This window comes from Paracoccus fistulariae, from assembly GCF_028553785.1.
Classification (GTDB): Bacteria; Pseudomonadota; Alphaproteobacteria; order Rhodobacterales; family Rhodobacteraceae; genus Paracoccus; species Paracoccus fistulariae.
The window spans coordinates 965,909-978,508 of sequence record NZ_CP067136.1 but is presented as its reverse complement, the minus strand read 5'-3'; the positions used below and the strand labels follow the sequence as shown (position 1 = coordinate 978,508).

Here is a 12,600-nt window from a genome sequence, read left to right as displayed (position 1 = left end):
ATATGCCGAATCCCGCGCGGATCAACGGATGATCCGGCGGAAAGTTGCGGGGCCTTGCACAGGGGTCACAACCGCGGGGCTTTCGCGGGTCCATGGGCGCTTATGTGCCGGTGGGCGCGGCCATGGTCCGGGGTTTCAGCAGCAGCGCCAGAAGGGCCGCGCCACTCAGCGCCAAGGCCAGCCCGCCGGCGCATGCCTGCCAGCCCCACTGGACAAGCGCGGGCATGCTGGCAAAGGGCGACAGGAACTGCCCCAGAAAGGCCGCGATGGTCAGCCGCGCACCGGTCCAGCCGCGCCGATGCGCGGGCGTGGCCGCCAGCGACAGCGAAATTAAGCCGGGAATGGCCAGCGCATAGCCCGCGCCGATGGACGCGGCCCCGGCCAGCACCGTTGCAAATCCCGAAGCCCCGGCCAACGCGGCAAAGCCCGCCGCCATCAGCCCGAACGCCACCGCCCAGACACGGGCATGGCCGATCCGGCCGCAGATGGCGCTGTAGCGCAGCCCGGCAATGCCCCCCGCCAGCATCATCATGCCCAATGCGGCGCCGGTCATGGCCGGGGACGGATATCCGCGAAACTCCAGATAAAAGGGCAATTGCGTCGGCATGGTGAAAAACACCACCGTCACCGCAACCTGCCCAAGCGCCAGCAGCCGCACCCGCAGTCGCCAGCCCTGCGGCTCGGGCAGGGGGGCGGTCGAGGTGCCGTGGCTGCGCTGGACCTCCACGATCACGCGCCAGAAGAAGGGCAGCAGAAGCGCCGGAAGCGCGTAGATCGCAAAGGGCAGGCGGGGAGAGATCATGGCCAGAAACCCGGCCAGCGTGATGAACAGCAGCCCACCCAGATTCCGGGCCGAGACCTGCGCCCCCGACAGGGCCTGCAGCCGGTCGCCGGTGAAATAATCGCCCATCAGCGCGGATTGCGCGGTCATGATCGTGGCCAGCGCGATGCCCAGGATCAGCCTGCTGGCCAGCAGCATGTGCAGATCCGTCAGCAGCGCCCCCAGACTGCCCGCCAGCGCATAAAGCACGACCCCCGCCAGCAGCATCCGCCGCCGACCCCGTCGATCCGCGATGCGACCGCAGATCGCGGCGGTCAGCACCACGGCAATGGACGGCGCAGGCACCAGCAGCCGGATCAGAAAGGCATTGCTGTCGGTGGCCGGAAACTGCTGCTGCAACCCGGGCAGCGCCGGGCTGATCGTGGCCGCCGCCATGACGGTCAGCGTTGCCGCCAGCAGCAGCGCGACGGCGCGCGGATCGCGCCGGATCAGTGCGTTTTCTGGTGAAGAAGCTGAAATTTCCATGCCGGTCCCCTTGCGAATTTGGTGATCGGCGGCAAAGCTAGCAACTCAAGTCAACTTCAGGTCAAGCATGAAACTTCTGGATATATCAGAGGTCGCCTCGGCCAGCGGCCTATCGGTCCCGACCTTGCGCTATTACGAGGATCAGGGGCTGATTTCCTCGGCGGGTCGGCATGGGCTGCGGCGGCAGTATCTGCCCGGCGTGCTGATGCAACTGACGCTGATCAATATGGGGAAATCGGCGGGATTTTCGCTGACCGAGATTGCGGCCATGTTCAACAAGGACGGCCTGCCCGCCCTGCCAAGGGATGAGCTTCACCGCCGCGCCGATCAGTTGGAGCGGCAGATGCAAGAGCTTGCCGTCCTGATCAGGGCGCTGCGCCATGTGGCCGATTGCACGGCGCCGTCGCATCTGGAATGCCCCAGCTTTCAGCGCCTGATGCGGGCAAGTGACAGGGTACAGAAACGGCGCGCAACGAAAAACGGGGACCGCAAGGCCCCCGTTTGATGGTGATGTGACCGGCCTCAGGCGGCCTTGGCCTGCTGGCCAAAGCGGCCATAGAAGGTCTGACCTTTCTGGGCCATCTCACGCAGCAGGGCCGGGGTTGCGAAACGCGCGCCATGGGCCTCGGTCAACGCGTCGCAGATCTCGACCGCGCGGGGCGCGCCCAGCATATCAAGCCAGCTGAACGGACCGCCCGACCAGGGCGCAAAGCCCCAGCCCAGGATCGCGCCGACATCGCCTTCACGGATATCCTCCAGCACGCCTTCCTCCAGCGCGCGCACCGCTTCCAGAGTCTGGGCGAACATCAGGCGGTGCTGCACCTCGGTCAGGTCGGGCTGCTCGTCCGATTCCGGCCAGTTCGCTTCCAGACCGTCCCAGAAGCCCTGACGCTTGCCCTTCTCGTCATAGTCATAGAAGCCGGCATTGGATTTGCGGCCCAGACGGCCCTCGTCATAGAGCTTGAACAGCAGCTCATCGACGGCCGCGTCGGGATAGGCATCGCCCATCGCCGCCTTGGTCGCCTTGGCGATCTTCACGCCCAGATCGATCGAGGTTTCATCGACCAGTTGCAGCGGACCCAGAGGCATCCCCATCATCTTGGCGGCATTTTCGATCAGCGTCGGGTTCACCCCCTCGCCGACCATGCGGATGCCCTCGTTGATATAGGGGATGATGCAGCGGTTCGCATAGAAGAAGCGCGCATCATTGACGACAATGGGCGTCTTCTTGATCTGGCGCGCGAAATCCAGCGCCTTGGCGACGGCGCGCGGGCCGGTTTCGCGGCCCTTGATGATCTCGACCAGCAGCATCTTGTCCACCGGGCTGAAGAAGTGGATGCCGATGAACTGCCCGGGCCGTGCGCTGGCGCGGGCCAGATCGCTGATCGGCAGGGTCGAGGTATTGGTGGCAAAGATCGCATCCTCGGGGATCACGGCTTCGGCCTTGGCGGTCACCTCGGCCTTGACCTTCGGATCCTCGAACACGGCTTCCACGATCAGATCGCAGCCCTGCAGCTTGTCGTAATCGGTGGTGGCGGTGATGCGGCCCAGAACCTCGGCCTTTTTCTCTTCGGTCGATTTCTTGCGGCTGATGGCTTTGTCCAGCAGGCCTTCGGAATAGGCCTTGCCCTTGTCGGCCGAGGCCTGCTGCGCGTCGATCAGCACGACCTCGATCCCGGCCATGGCGCTGACATAGGCAATGCCCGCACCCATCATGCCCGCGCCCAAAATGCCGACCTTCTTCACCGACTGATCGGGCTGATCGGGACGGTTCGCGCCTTTTTCCAGCGCTTCCTTGTTGATGAAGAGGCTGCGGATCATCGCGCCCGAGGACGGGTTCATGATGACATTGGTGAACCAGCGCGCCTCGATCTTCAGCGCCTGATCAAAGGGCACCATCGCGCCTTCATAAACCGCACTGAGCAGCGCCTTGGCGGCGGGATAGACGCCCATGGTCTTGCCATGCACCATCGCGCTGGCACCGACAAAGGTCATGAAGCCGGCCGGATGGAAGGGTTCGCCGCCGGGCATCTTGTAGCCCTTGGCATCCCAGGGCTTGACCAGATCGGCCTCGGACGCGTTCAGCACCCAGTCCTTCGCGGCGGCCAGCGGATCCTCGACCACCTCGTCGATCAGACCGGCGGATTTGGCCTTCGCGGGGTCGGACAGCTTGCCTTCCAGCAGGAAGGGGGCCGCCGTCATCGCGCCCAGCTTGCGGGTCAGGCGGGTGGTGCCGCCCGCGCCGGGGAAGATCCCGACCATGATTTCCGGCAGGCCGATCTTGGCCTTGGGGTTGTCGGCGGCAAAGATGCGATGCGTGGAGAGCGGCAGTTCCAGCCCGATGCCAAGCGCGGTGCCGGGCAGGGCGGCGGCGATGGGCTTGCCGCCCTTCTTGGTCTTGGGGTCCATCCCGGCCAGTTCGATCTTGCGCAGCAGATGGTGCAGGCCCATCACGCCGTCAAAGACGCCCTGCGCACCGCCCTGTTTCATATCGGCGATGACGTTCAGGTCCATCCCTGCGGCGAAATCCTTCTTGCCGCTGGTGATGACGATGCCCTTGACGGCCTCATCGGCCAGAGCGTCATCGATCAGGCTGCCCAGCGCCGTCGCGCCTTCCATCGACAGCACGTTCATCGACTTGCCCGGCACGTCCCAGGTGATGATGGCGACGCCGTCGGCGTCTTTTGTCATGGTAAAATCGGTCATGTCCTGCGCCTTTCCTTACACGCGCTCGATGATGGTTGCCGCGCCCATGCCGGATGCGATGCAAAGGGTGGCCAGACCCACATTCTTGTCCTGACGCTCTAACTCATCCAGCAGGGTGCCGATGATGATGGCGCCCGTCGCGCCCAGTGGGTGGCCCATCGCGATCGAGCCGCCGTTCACGTTGACCTTGCCCGGATCGACCTGGAACGCCTGCATGAAGCGCAGAACGACGCTGGCAAAAGCCTCGTTCACCTCGAAGAGGTCGATATCGCTGATCGACATGCCGCTGTCCGACAGGATCTTTTCGGTGACGGGCACCGGGCCGGTCAGCATGATCGTGGGGTCGGTGCCGATCTTGGCGGTGGCGCGGATGCGGGCGCGCGGTTTCAGGCCATGGGCTTCGCCGAATTCCTTGTTGCCGATCAGCACGGCGGCGGCGCCATCTACGATGCCCGAGCTGTTGCCCGCATGGTGGATGTGGTTGATGTGATCCAGATGCGGATATTTCAGCATCGCCACCTTGTCGAAGCCGGGCATGACCTCGCCCATATCCTTGAAGCTGGCTTTCAGCTTGCCCAGATCCTCGACGCTGGTGCCGGGACGCATGTATTCGTCGCGGTCCAGAATGACGAGGCCGTTCTGATCCAGAACCGGCACGATGGATTTGTCGAAGCGACCCTCTTCCCATGCCTTGGCGGCGCGGTTCTGGGATTCAACGGCCAGCGCGTCGGCCTCTTCCCGGGTAAAGCCGTATTCGGTCGCGATGATATCGGCGCTGATGCCCTGCGGCACGAAATAGGTTTTCATCGCCAGGCTGGGATCGACGGCAATCGCCGCACCATCGCTGCCCATGGCGACGCGGCCCATCATCTCGACCCCGCCCGCAATATAGGCCTGACCGGCGCCGCCCTTGATTTGGTTGGCAGCCAGATTCACGGCTTCCATGCCAGAGGCGCAGAAGCGGTTGATTGCCAGACCGGGGATCGATTCGTCCAGATCGCTGGCCAGCACCGCGCTGCGCGCCAGACATCCGCCCTGTTCCTTGACCTGGGTGACATTGCCCCAGATCACATCCTCGACGGCATGGCCTTCCAGATTGTTCCGTTCCTTGACGGCATTCAGCAGGCGGGCGGACAGCGCCAGCGAGGTGACTTCGTGCAGGCTGCCATCCGGGCGACCCTTGCCGCGCGGCGTGCGGGCGGCGTCATAGATATAAGCTTCGGTCATGTGTCCTCCTGTTACGCCCGGTCGGCAGGGCTGCCGGGCATCAGATCATAGGGATGTTTCCAGCCGGGCAGGGCCGCGATGCCGTCCAGCCAACGGTCGATATGGGGCCAGTCCTTGCGGTCAAAGCCGAAGGGCTCGGGGTAAAACAGATAGCCGCAGCAGGCGAAATCGGCGATGGTCGGAGCGCTGTCTGCGACCCAGTCTCTACCCTCCAGATGGCTGTTGAGCACCTGGTAGGTAGCCTTCAGCCGCCCCTGCAGAAAGTCGATGGCGGGTTGCGGGCGTTTTTCGGGCGGCAGGAAATTCATCAGGAAACGAACCGGCCCCGCCTGACCCGACAGCTTGTGATTGTCGAACATCAGCCAGCGCAGAACCTCGTTGCGGTCAGCACCAAGGAATTTGCCGGTCGTTTCGGCGATATGCAGCTGGATCACGGCCGATTGCGTCAGCGTCAGATCGCCCTCGCGGAAGACGGGAACCTCGCACATCTCGTTCAAAGCCCGAAATTCCGGGCTGCGGGCCTCGCCATTGAAAAAATCGACATAGACGGGCGACCAGTCATATCCGGCCAGTTCCATTGTCAGCGCGGCCTTGTAGGCATTGCCGCTTTCACCAAAACACCAAAGTTGCGCGGTCATCGAATGGCTCCTCCTGCCACCGGGGGCTTCACGCCCCCGGACCCCCGTGGGATATTTCTGCAAAGAAGAAAGGCTGATTAACTTTAGCGCAACCTTTCTTCGCTATTTATGACGCTGCGGAACAGGCTGGGAAGCCGATGGCCGCCAAAGGAGAAAGCCCCGGCCGGGCCGATATGCGGATAGCCGGGCCCTGTGCCGGGGCCGTTTCTTCTTTGTTTAAATATCCCCGCCGGAGGCACCCGACATTTGCCGCATGCCCTATGGTCGGCGGGGTCGTGAAACGGATCAGAACGCGTCTGCGCCCAGATCCATGACCGGTGCGGCGCCCGACTTGATGCGCGCCAGGTGAGTCGCCGTCATCGGCAGTTGGCGCGCCATGTAATAGCGCCCCGTCGCCAGCTTGGTCTTGAGAAACTCTGCATCGCCCTGACCAGCCGCAAGGCCTTCCTGTGCGGCGACGGCCATCTTGGCCCACATCAGGCCCAGCGAGACATGGCCGAAGAGATGCATGAAATCATACGACCCGGCCAGCGCGTCATTGGGATTGGTCATGCCGCGTTCCATGAAGAACATGCCCGCGGTCTGCAGATCCTTCGAGGCGGCTTTCAGCGGCTCGATGAAATCTGCGGCCAGCGCCTCATTGTCGCCATGTTCCTTGCAGAAGGATTTCACCATCTCGAAAAAGGCCATGACATGCTTGCCGCCATCCTGCGCCAGCTTTCGGCCGACCAGGTCCAGCGCCTGCACGCCGTTCGCGCCTTCGTAGATCATGGTGATCCGGGCATCGCGGACGAACTGGCTCATGCCATGTTCCTCGATATAGCCGTGCCCGCCATAGACCTGCTGCGCCAGCACCGTGGCCTCGAACCCCTTATCGGTCAGGAAGCCCTTGATCACCGGGGTCAGCAGCGAAATCATGCCTTCGGCATCCGCATCGCCATTATGGGCGCGGTCGATCAGATGGGCACCCCAGACCGACAGCATCCGGGCGCCTTCGAGGAAGGACTTCTGGTCCATCAGGCTGCGGCGGATATCGGGATGCACGATCAGCGGATCGGCCGGACCCGAGGGGTTTTCGACCCCGGTTACGGCGCGGCCCTGCAGCCGGTCCTTGGCATATTCGACCGCGTTCTGATAGGCGGGCACTGCAACGGCATAGCCTTGCAGGCCGACGCCCATGCGTGCTTCGTTCATCATCGTGAACATCGCCCGCATGCCCTTGTGCAGATCGCCAAGCAGCCAGCCGCGCGCGCCATCATAGTTCATCACGCAGGTGGCATTGCCGTGAATGCCCATCTTTTCTTCCAGATTGCCGACCGAAACGCCGTTGCGTTCGCCCAGCGAGCCGTCCTCATTCACCAGGAATTTCGGCACGATGAAAAGCGAGATGCCCTTGGTGCCCTCACCACCGCCCGGGGCCTTGGCCAGCACCAGATGGATGACGTTTTCCGCCATGTCGTGATCGCCGGCCGAGATGAAGATCTTTTGCCCGGTGATCAGATAGCTGCCATCCTCCTGCGGCTCGGCCTTGGTGCGCAGCATGCCCAGATCGGTGCCGCAATGCGGTTCCGTCAGGTTCATGGTGCCGGTCCAGTCGCAGCTGACCATCTTGGGCAGGTAGGTCTGCTTCTGCGCATCGGTGCCATGGGCGTGGATGGCCGAATAGGCGCCGTGGGTCAGGCCCTGATACATGTTGAAGGCCATATTGGCCGAGACGAACAACTCTCCCGTGGCCAGACCCATCACATAGGGCATGCCCTGGCCGCCATATTCCGGGTCGCAATCCAGCGCGGTCCAGCCACCTTCCTTCATCGCCTCGAAGGCAGCGCCGAAGCCGTCGGGGGTACGCACCACGCCGTTTTCCAGCTTGCAGCCCTGCTGGTCGCCGATAATGTTCAGCGGTGCCAGAACTTCGGCAGACAGCTTGCCCGCCGCGTCCAGCACGGCTTCGGTAAAGTCGCGGTCCAGCTCATCATGGCCCGGAAGATCGGATTCCGACAGTTTCAGAACGTCATGCAAGGCGAATTGCAAATCACGGATCGGTGGCGTGTAGATCGGCATGTTTTACCCCGTTAGCTTGTCTTTTGATTCGGACGTCAGACGTTTCTCCGCTTCCACGATCTGTGCCTTGAGATCGACGATCGCCTCACTCAATTCAGCATATTGGCGTTCCATGTCGTCCAGCCGCAGCCGCGCGACATCGATGGTCGCGGCGATCTGTGTGCGGTTCGCGCCGCCGGGCTCGTAAAGCTCAAGCAACTGGCGGATTTCCTCCAGACTGAAGCCGAAGCGTTTGCCACGCAGGATCAGGGTCAGCCGCGCACGGTCCCGGCGGTCATACAGCCGGTGCTGGCCGCGCCGTTCGGGAAAGATCAGTTCGCGCGCCTCGTAAAAGCGCAGCGTGCGGGGGGTGACACCGAAGGCGTCGCACATTTGACGGATCGTCATCAGTTCTTCGGACATGGAACGCGGATCTCCTCTTGACCGTCTGCCGTCCTTGCCTGACCGGTATAGGGTCAAGTTGACGCGAACGTAAAGTAAAACGCAACGTCACGATCCAGTCAAAGAAGATCGTGACGTTTGGTTACTTCATGTCCGTCAACTCTTTGGCAGCGGTTTCGCGCAACGCTTTCAAATCGGCGCGCGCTGTTTCTAATTCAGCGATTTGCTCGCCCATCACATTCAATTGGCGGTCGGCCAGATCCAGCCAGACCTGATATTGCTCTTTCGAGCCTTTTTGTTCGTAAATCAGCAACCACTGACGAATTTCTTCCAATGAAAAACCATAGCGCCGACCGCGCAGAATCAATGTCATGCGGGCCACTTCTCGCGGACCATAAAAACGGGCGCGCCCCTCCTTAAACGGTTTCAGAAGCTCGATATATTCGTAATAACGAAGCGTCCTAGGGGTCACGTCAAAACGCGCGCACATATCTTTGAAGCTGATAAGCTCTTCGTCCTGCATCAACATCTCCTCAATATGGCGCAACTAAAGAAAGCTACCGCGTTGCGACATGGTTCTCAACTATCGCGTTCGTTCATCACGAGCGACAGGGCTTGAGCGTTCCTGCGGGCGAGGGCTAAACCTGTGCCAACATATGCGCCGCTGCCGTAAGGAGAAGGAAGATGGCCAAGAATGGTTCCGAAATAACTTCGAAAGAGCACGCCCGGATCGCGCAGCAGTTCATCGAGGCCATCCCCCATGCCAAGGCGCTGGACATGCAGGTCGAGGATCTGGGCGAGGGCAAGGCCCAGATCAGCATGCCCTGGGCCGAGCATCTGGTGGGCGATCCGCGCACGGGGGTGATTCATGGGGGTGTCGTCTCGACCTTGATGGACACCTGTTCCGGCGCGGCGGTGATGGCGCATCCGTCCGGGCCGCGTTCCACCGCCACCATCGATTTGCGCATTGATTACATGCGCGCGGCGGCGCCACGGCAGCGAATCGTGGCCACTGCCGAATGCTATCACATGACGCGGAATGTCGCCTTCATCCGGGCCGTGGCCGTGGATGAGGACAGTGAAAACCCCGTGGCGACCGCGACCGGCGCCTTTACGGTCGAACGCTGAGAAAGGATCACGGATGATCGATCGCAACGAACCGCTGGATCAGATCAAGTCCCGCCGCGATTCGGCGCTGAAGGCGCTGGTCTCGGGCGTGCCCTACATGAACTGGCTTGGCATCAGTTTTGACCGGCGCGGAGATGAGCTGACTGCTGTCATGCCCTATAACCGCAAATTGATCGGCAATCCCGCGCTGCCGGCCCTGCATGGGGGCGTCACCGCCGCCTTTCTTGAGGTGACGGCGATTATCGAACTGTCCTGGACGGTGATGTGGGAAGATATGGAATCGGGCCGGATCTCGCCCGATGCGGCGGTGCCCGACAGCCTGCCGCGCCTGCCCAAGACCATCGATTTCACCATCGACTATCTGCGCAGCGGCCTGCCGCGCGATGCCTATGCCCGGGCGCGGGTGGTGCGGTCGGGGCGGCGCTATGCCTCGGTCCATGTCGAGGCCTGGCAGGATAACCGCACCCGGCTGATCGCGCAGGCGACCGGTCATTTCCTGATGCCGCAAGGCTGAGGCATGACGCAAACAGCAACCCGCGCGCCCTTGCCGGATCTGACGAATCGGCGGGTGCTGAACATTGCAATTCCGATCGTGCTGTCCAATGCCACGATTCCCTTGCTGGGGCTGGTCGATACCGGCGTGGTTGGCCAGCTTGGTCGGCCAGAGCCGATTGGCGCGGTCGGTCTGGGCGCGATCATCCTGACCTCGATCTACTGGATCTTCGGCTTCCTGCGGATGGGCACGACAGGGCTGATCGCGCAAAGCCACGGGCAGGGGGATGAGGCGGAATCGGGCGCGCATCTGCTGCGCGCGCTGGCCATTGCCGGGGCGGCGGGGCTGTTCTTCATCCTGTTCCAGATCCCGGTTTTCTGGATGGCCTTTGAACTGGCCCCGGCCTCGGACGCGGTCGAGGCGCTGACCCGTGACTATCTGGCGATCCGCATCTGGGGCGCGCCCGCCACAATCGGGCTTTATGCCATCACCGGCTGGTTGATCGCGGTCGAGCGGACGCGCACCGTGCTGGCCATGCAACTGTTCCAGAACGGGCTGAATATCGGGCTGAGCATCTTTCTGGGCCTGAAACTGGAATGGGGCGTCACCGGTGTGGCCTGGGCCACGCTGGTGTCGGAATGGGCCGGGCTGGTGCTGGGCCTGTGGCTGGCGCGGGATGTGCTGGGCCGGGCGGTCACGGCGGCGGGCAGCGCGGCGGCGCTGTTTGCGCGGGACAAGCTGAACCGGCTGACGCGGGTGAATGGCGATATCATGATCCGCACCGTGCTGCTGCAGGCCTGTTTCACCTCATTCATGTTTCTGGGGGCAGGGCAGGGCGATGTGACGCTGGCGGCCAATCAGGTGCTGATGCAATTCCTGTCGATCACCGCCTTCGCGCTGGACGGGTTCGCCTTCGCGGCCGAAAGCCTTGTCGGTCAGGCAGTCGGCGCGCATCGGCCCGACCGGGTGCGCCGCGCCTCGATCCTGACCTCGCAATGGGGTCTGGCGGGGGCGGTGGCGCTTGGGCTGATCTTCTGGATCGGGGGCGGGGCGATTATCGACCTGCTGACCACCGCGCCCGAGGTTCGGGCCGAGGCGCGGGTCTATCTGTTCTGGATGTGCCTTGCGCCGCTCTTGGGAATCGCAAGCTGGATGTTCGACGGCATCTTCATCGGGGCCACGCTGACCCGCGACATGCGCATCGCGATGTTCCAGTCGGTGGTGGTCTATCTGGCGGCGCTGCTGTTGCTGCTGCCGATCTTCGGCAATCACGGGCTGTGGGCCGCGCTGATGATCCTGTTCGTCGCGCGCGGCATCACCATGGCGCGCCGCTATCCGCGGGCCGAGGCTGCGGCGGCACCGATCCCGCACGCCGCGGCATAGAAAAAGGGCGGGGACCGCGTGGCCCCCGCCCCGATTTCTGTTGCGAAACGGCCTTAGCCTTCCTTTTCGTCGATCACCTGACGGCGGGCCAGATCCCACATCTCGGCCATCTTGGCGCGGATCTGCGCCTCATCCGCCTTGTCGCCCAGTTCCGAGGCCAGCTTGCGATAGACATCCTCATCGCCCGGCTCTTGCACGTCAGAGGCGACAATGCTCATCGCGAAGGTCTTTGCATCCTCGCCGGTCTTGCCCAGCAATTCAGCCGCCCATTCGCCCAACAGACGGCTGCGGCGGGCCTCGGCCTTGAAACGCAGCTCGGCGTCGTGAACGAACTTCGATTCGTAAGCGCGTTCGCGGTCGTCGAACGTGGTCATGGAACACCTCTTTTCTTGTCCTGTTGTCTTTTGGTAGCCTGCACGGGGGCTTTGTCGCAAGCCTCGTATTGCCCCCGTGGCCCTGAATGCGATAAGGCGCACCGATAGGGATATGCGAAAGGACGGCCCTGCAATGGCACCGCGGCGCAAGAAAATCTATGAAGGCAAGGCAAAGATCCTGTATGAAGGCACCGAGCCGGGGACGCTGGTGCAGTATTTCAAGGATGACGCCACCGCCTTCAACGCCCAGAAAAAGGCGACGATCGAAGGCAAGGGCGTCCTGAACAACCGGCTGTCCGAGTTTTTCATGCAGGGCCTGACCAATATCGGCGTCCCGAACCACTTCATCCGCCGCATCAATATGCGAGAGCAGCTGATCCGGCAGGTCGAGATCATCCCGCTGGAAGTGATCGTGCGCAATTTCGCCGCCGGATCCATCGCCAAGCGCCTTGGTCTGGAAGAGGGCACGCCGCTGCCGCGCCCGATCGTCGAATACAGCCTGAAGAATGATGAACTTGGCGATCCGCTGGTGACCGAGGAATATATCATCGCCTTCGGCTGGGCCTCGCAACAGGATCTGGACGATATCGTCAGCCTGGCGCTGCGGGTGAACGATTTCCTGTCCGGCGTCTTCTTTGGCGCGGGCATCAAGCTGATCGATTTCAAGATCGAGATCGGCCGCATCTGGGACAATGATTTCATGCGCCTGATCGTGGCCGATGAGATCAGCCCCGATTCCTGCCGGCTGTGGGACATCAAGACCGGCCAGAAGCTGGACAAGGATGTGTTCCGCCGCGATCTCGGCAATCTGACCGACGCCTATACCGAGGTCGCGCGCCGTCTTGGCCTGATGCCCGCGAATACGACCAGCCTCAAACCGACCGCCATCAACTGAAGGAATCG

13 protein-coding genes are annotated in these 12,600 nt (G+C 62.7%); 5 read left to right on the top strand and 8 right to left on the bottom strand.

Features of this window, described 5'->3' with window-relative positions:
* Positions 1-100: 100 nt before the first annotated feature.
* Positions 101-1,306: an MFS transporter gene (locus tag JHX87_RS04860; RefSeq protein WP_271882800.1), complete on the bottom strand. Its 1,206-nt coding sequence runs from the start codon at positions 1,304-1,306 to the stop codon at positions 101-103.
* A gap of 67 nt (positions 1,307-1,373) precedes the next feature.
* Between JHX87_RS04860 and JHX87_RS04855 the strand changes: the two genes are divergently transcribed.
* Positions 1,374-1,811, top strand: a complete 438-nt coding sequence (locus JHX87_RS04855; protein WP_271882799.1) for a helix-turn-helix domain-containing protein — start codon at positions 1,374-1,376, stop codon at positions 1,809-1,811.
* A gap of 17 nt (positions 1,812-1,828) precedes the next feature.
* Here the strand turns inward: JHX87_RS04855 and JHX87_RS04850 are convergent, their stop codons facing one another.
* The 6 genes from JHX87_RS04850 to JHX87_RS04825 form a co-directional block, all read right to left on the bottom strand.
* Positions 1,829-4,012, bottom strand: a complete 2,184-nt coding sequence (locus tag JHX87_RS04850; RefSeq protein ID WP_271882797.1) for a 3-hydroxyacyl-CoA dehydrogenase NAD-binding domain-containing protein — start codon at positions 4,010-4,012, stop codon at positions 1,829-1,831.
* A 15-nt stretch (positions 4,013-4,027) separates the two neighbouring features.
* On the bottom strand, positions 4,028-5,239 hold the full coding sequence (locus tag JHX87_RS04845) for an acetyl-CoA C-acetyltransferase (protein ID WP_271882795.1): 1,212 nt from the start codon (positions 5,237-5,239) through the stop codon (positions 4,028-4,030).
* 11 nt (positions 5,240-5,250) lie between these two features.
* On the bottom strand, positions 5,251-5,877 hold the full coding sequence (locus JHX87_RS04840) for a glutathione S-transferase family protein (protein WP_271882793.1): 627 nt from the start codon (positions 5,875-5,877) through the stop codon (positions 5,251-5,253).
* 285 nt (positions 5,878-6,162) lie between these two features.
* On the bottom strand, positions 6,163-7,938 hold the full coding sequence (locus JHX87_RS04835; protein ID WP_271882791.1) for an acyl-CoA dehydrogenase C-terminal domain-containing protein: 1,776 nt from the start codon (positions 7,936-7,938) through the stop codon (positions 6,163-6,165).
* A gap of 3 nt (positions 7,939-7,941) precedes the next feature.
* The gene (locus JHX87_RS04830) at positions 7,942-8,340 is read right to left on the bottom strand and encodes a MerR family transcriptional regulator (protein ID WP_271882789.1); all 399 of its coding nucleotides are present in this window, start codon (positions 8,338-8,340) and stop codon (positions 7,942-7,944) included.
* 121 nt (positions 8,341-8,461) lie between these two features.
* Positions 8,462-8,842 carry a MerR family transcriptional regulator gene (locus tag JHX87_RS04825; RefSeq protein WP_271882787.1) on the bottom strand — a complete coding sequence of 127 codons (381 nt, stop codon included), beginning with the start codon at positions 8,840-8,842 and terminating at the stop codon, positions 8,462-8,464.
* A gap of 161 nt (positions 8,843-9,003) precedes the next feature.
* Here JHX87_RS04825 and JHX87_RS04820 point away from each other — a divergent pair, with 161 nt between their 5' ends.
* The 3 genes from JHX87_RS04820 to JHX87_RS04810 are packed head-to-tail and all read left to right on the top strand — an operon-like array spanning position 9,004 to position 11,323.
* Positions 9,004-9,447, top strand: a complete 444-nt coding sequence (locus tag JHX87_RS04820; RefSeq protein WP_271882785.1) for a PaaI family thioesterase — start codon at positions 9,004-9,006, stop codon at positions 9,445-9,447.
* A gap of 13 nt (positions 9,448-9,460) precedes the next feature.
* On the top strand, positions 9,461-9,961 hold the full coding sequence (locus JHX87_RS04815) for a PaaI family thioesterase (RefSeq protein ID WP_271882784.1): 501 nt from the start codon (positions 9,461-9,463) through the stop codon (positions 9,959-9,961).
* Between the two features lie 3 nt (positions 9,962-9,964).
* On the top strand, positions 9,965-11,323 hold the full coding sequence (locus tag JHX87_RS04810) for an MATE family efflux transporter (RefSeq protein WP_271882782.1): 1,359 nt from the start codon (positions 9,965-9,967) through the stop codon (positions 11,321-11,323).
* A 53-nt stretch (positions 11,324-11,376) separates the two neighbouring features.
* On the opposite strand, the gene JHX87_RS04805 is transcribed toward JHX87_RS04810, so the two are convergent.
* The gene (locus tag JHX87_RS04805; protein ID WP_271882780.1) at positions 11,377-11,697 is read right to left on the bottom strand and encodes a DUF1476 domain-containing protein; all 321 of its coding nucleotides are present in this window, start codon (positions 11,695-11,697) and stop codon (positions 11,377-11,379) included.
* Positions 11,698-11,830: 133 nt separating this feature from the next.
* Between JHX87_RS04805 and purC the strand changes: the two genes are divergently transcribed.
* On the top strand, positions 11,831-12,592 hold the full coding sequence (purC, locus tag JHX87_RS04800; protein ID WP_271882778.1) for a phosphoribosylaminoimidazolesuccinocarboxamide synthase: 762 nt from the start codon (positions 11,831-11,833) through the stop codon (positions 12,590-12,592).
* Positions 12,593-12,600 lie beyond the last annotated feature (8 nt).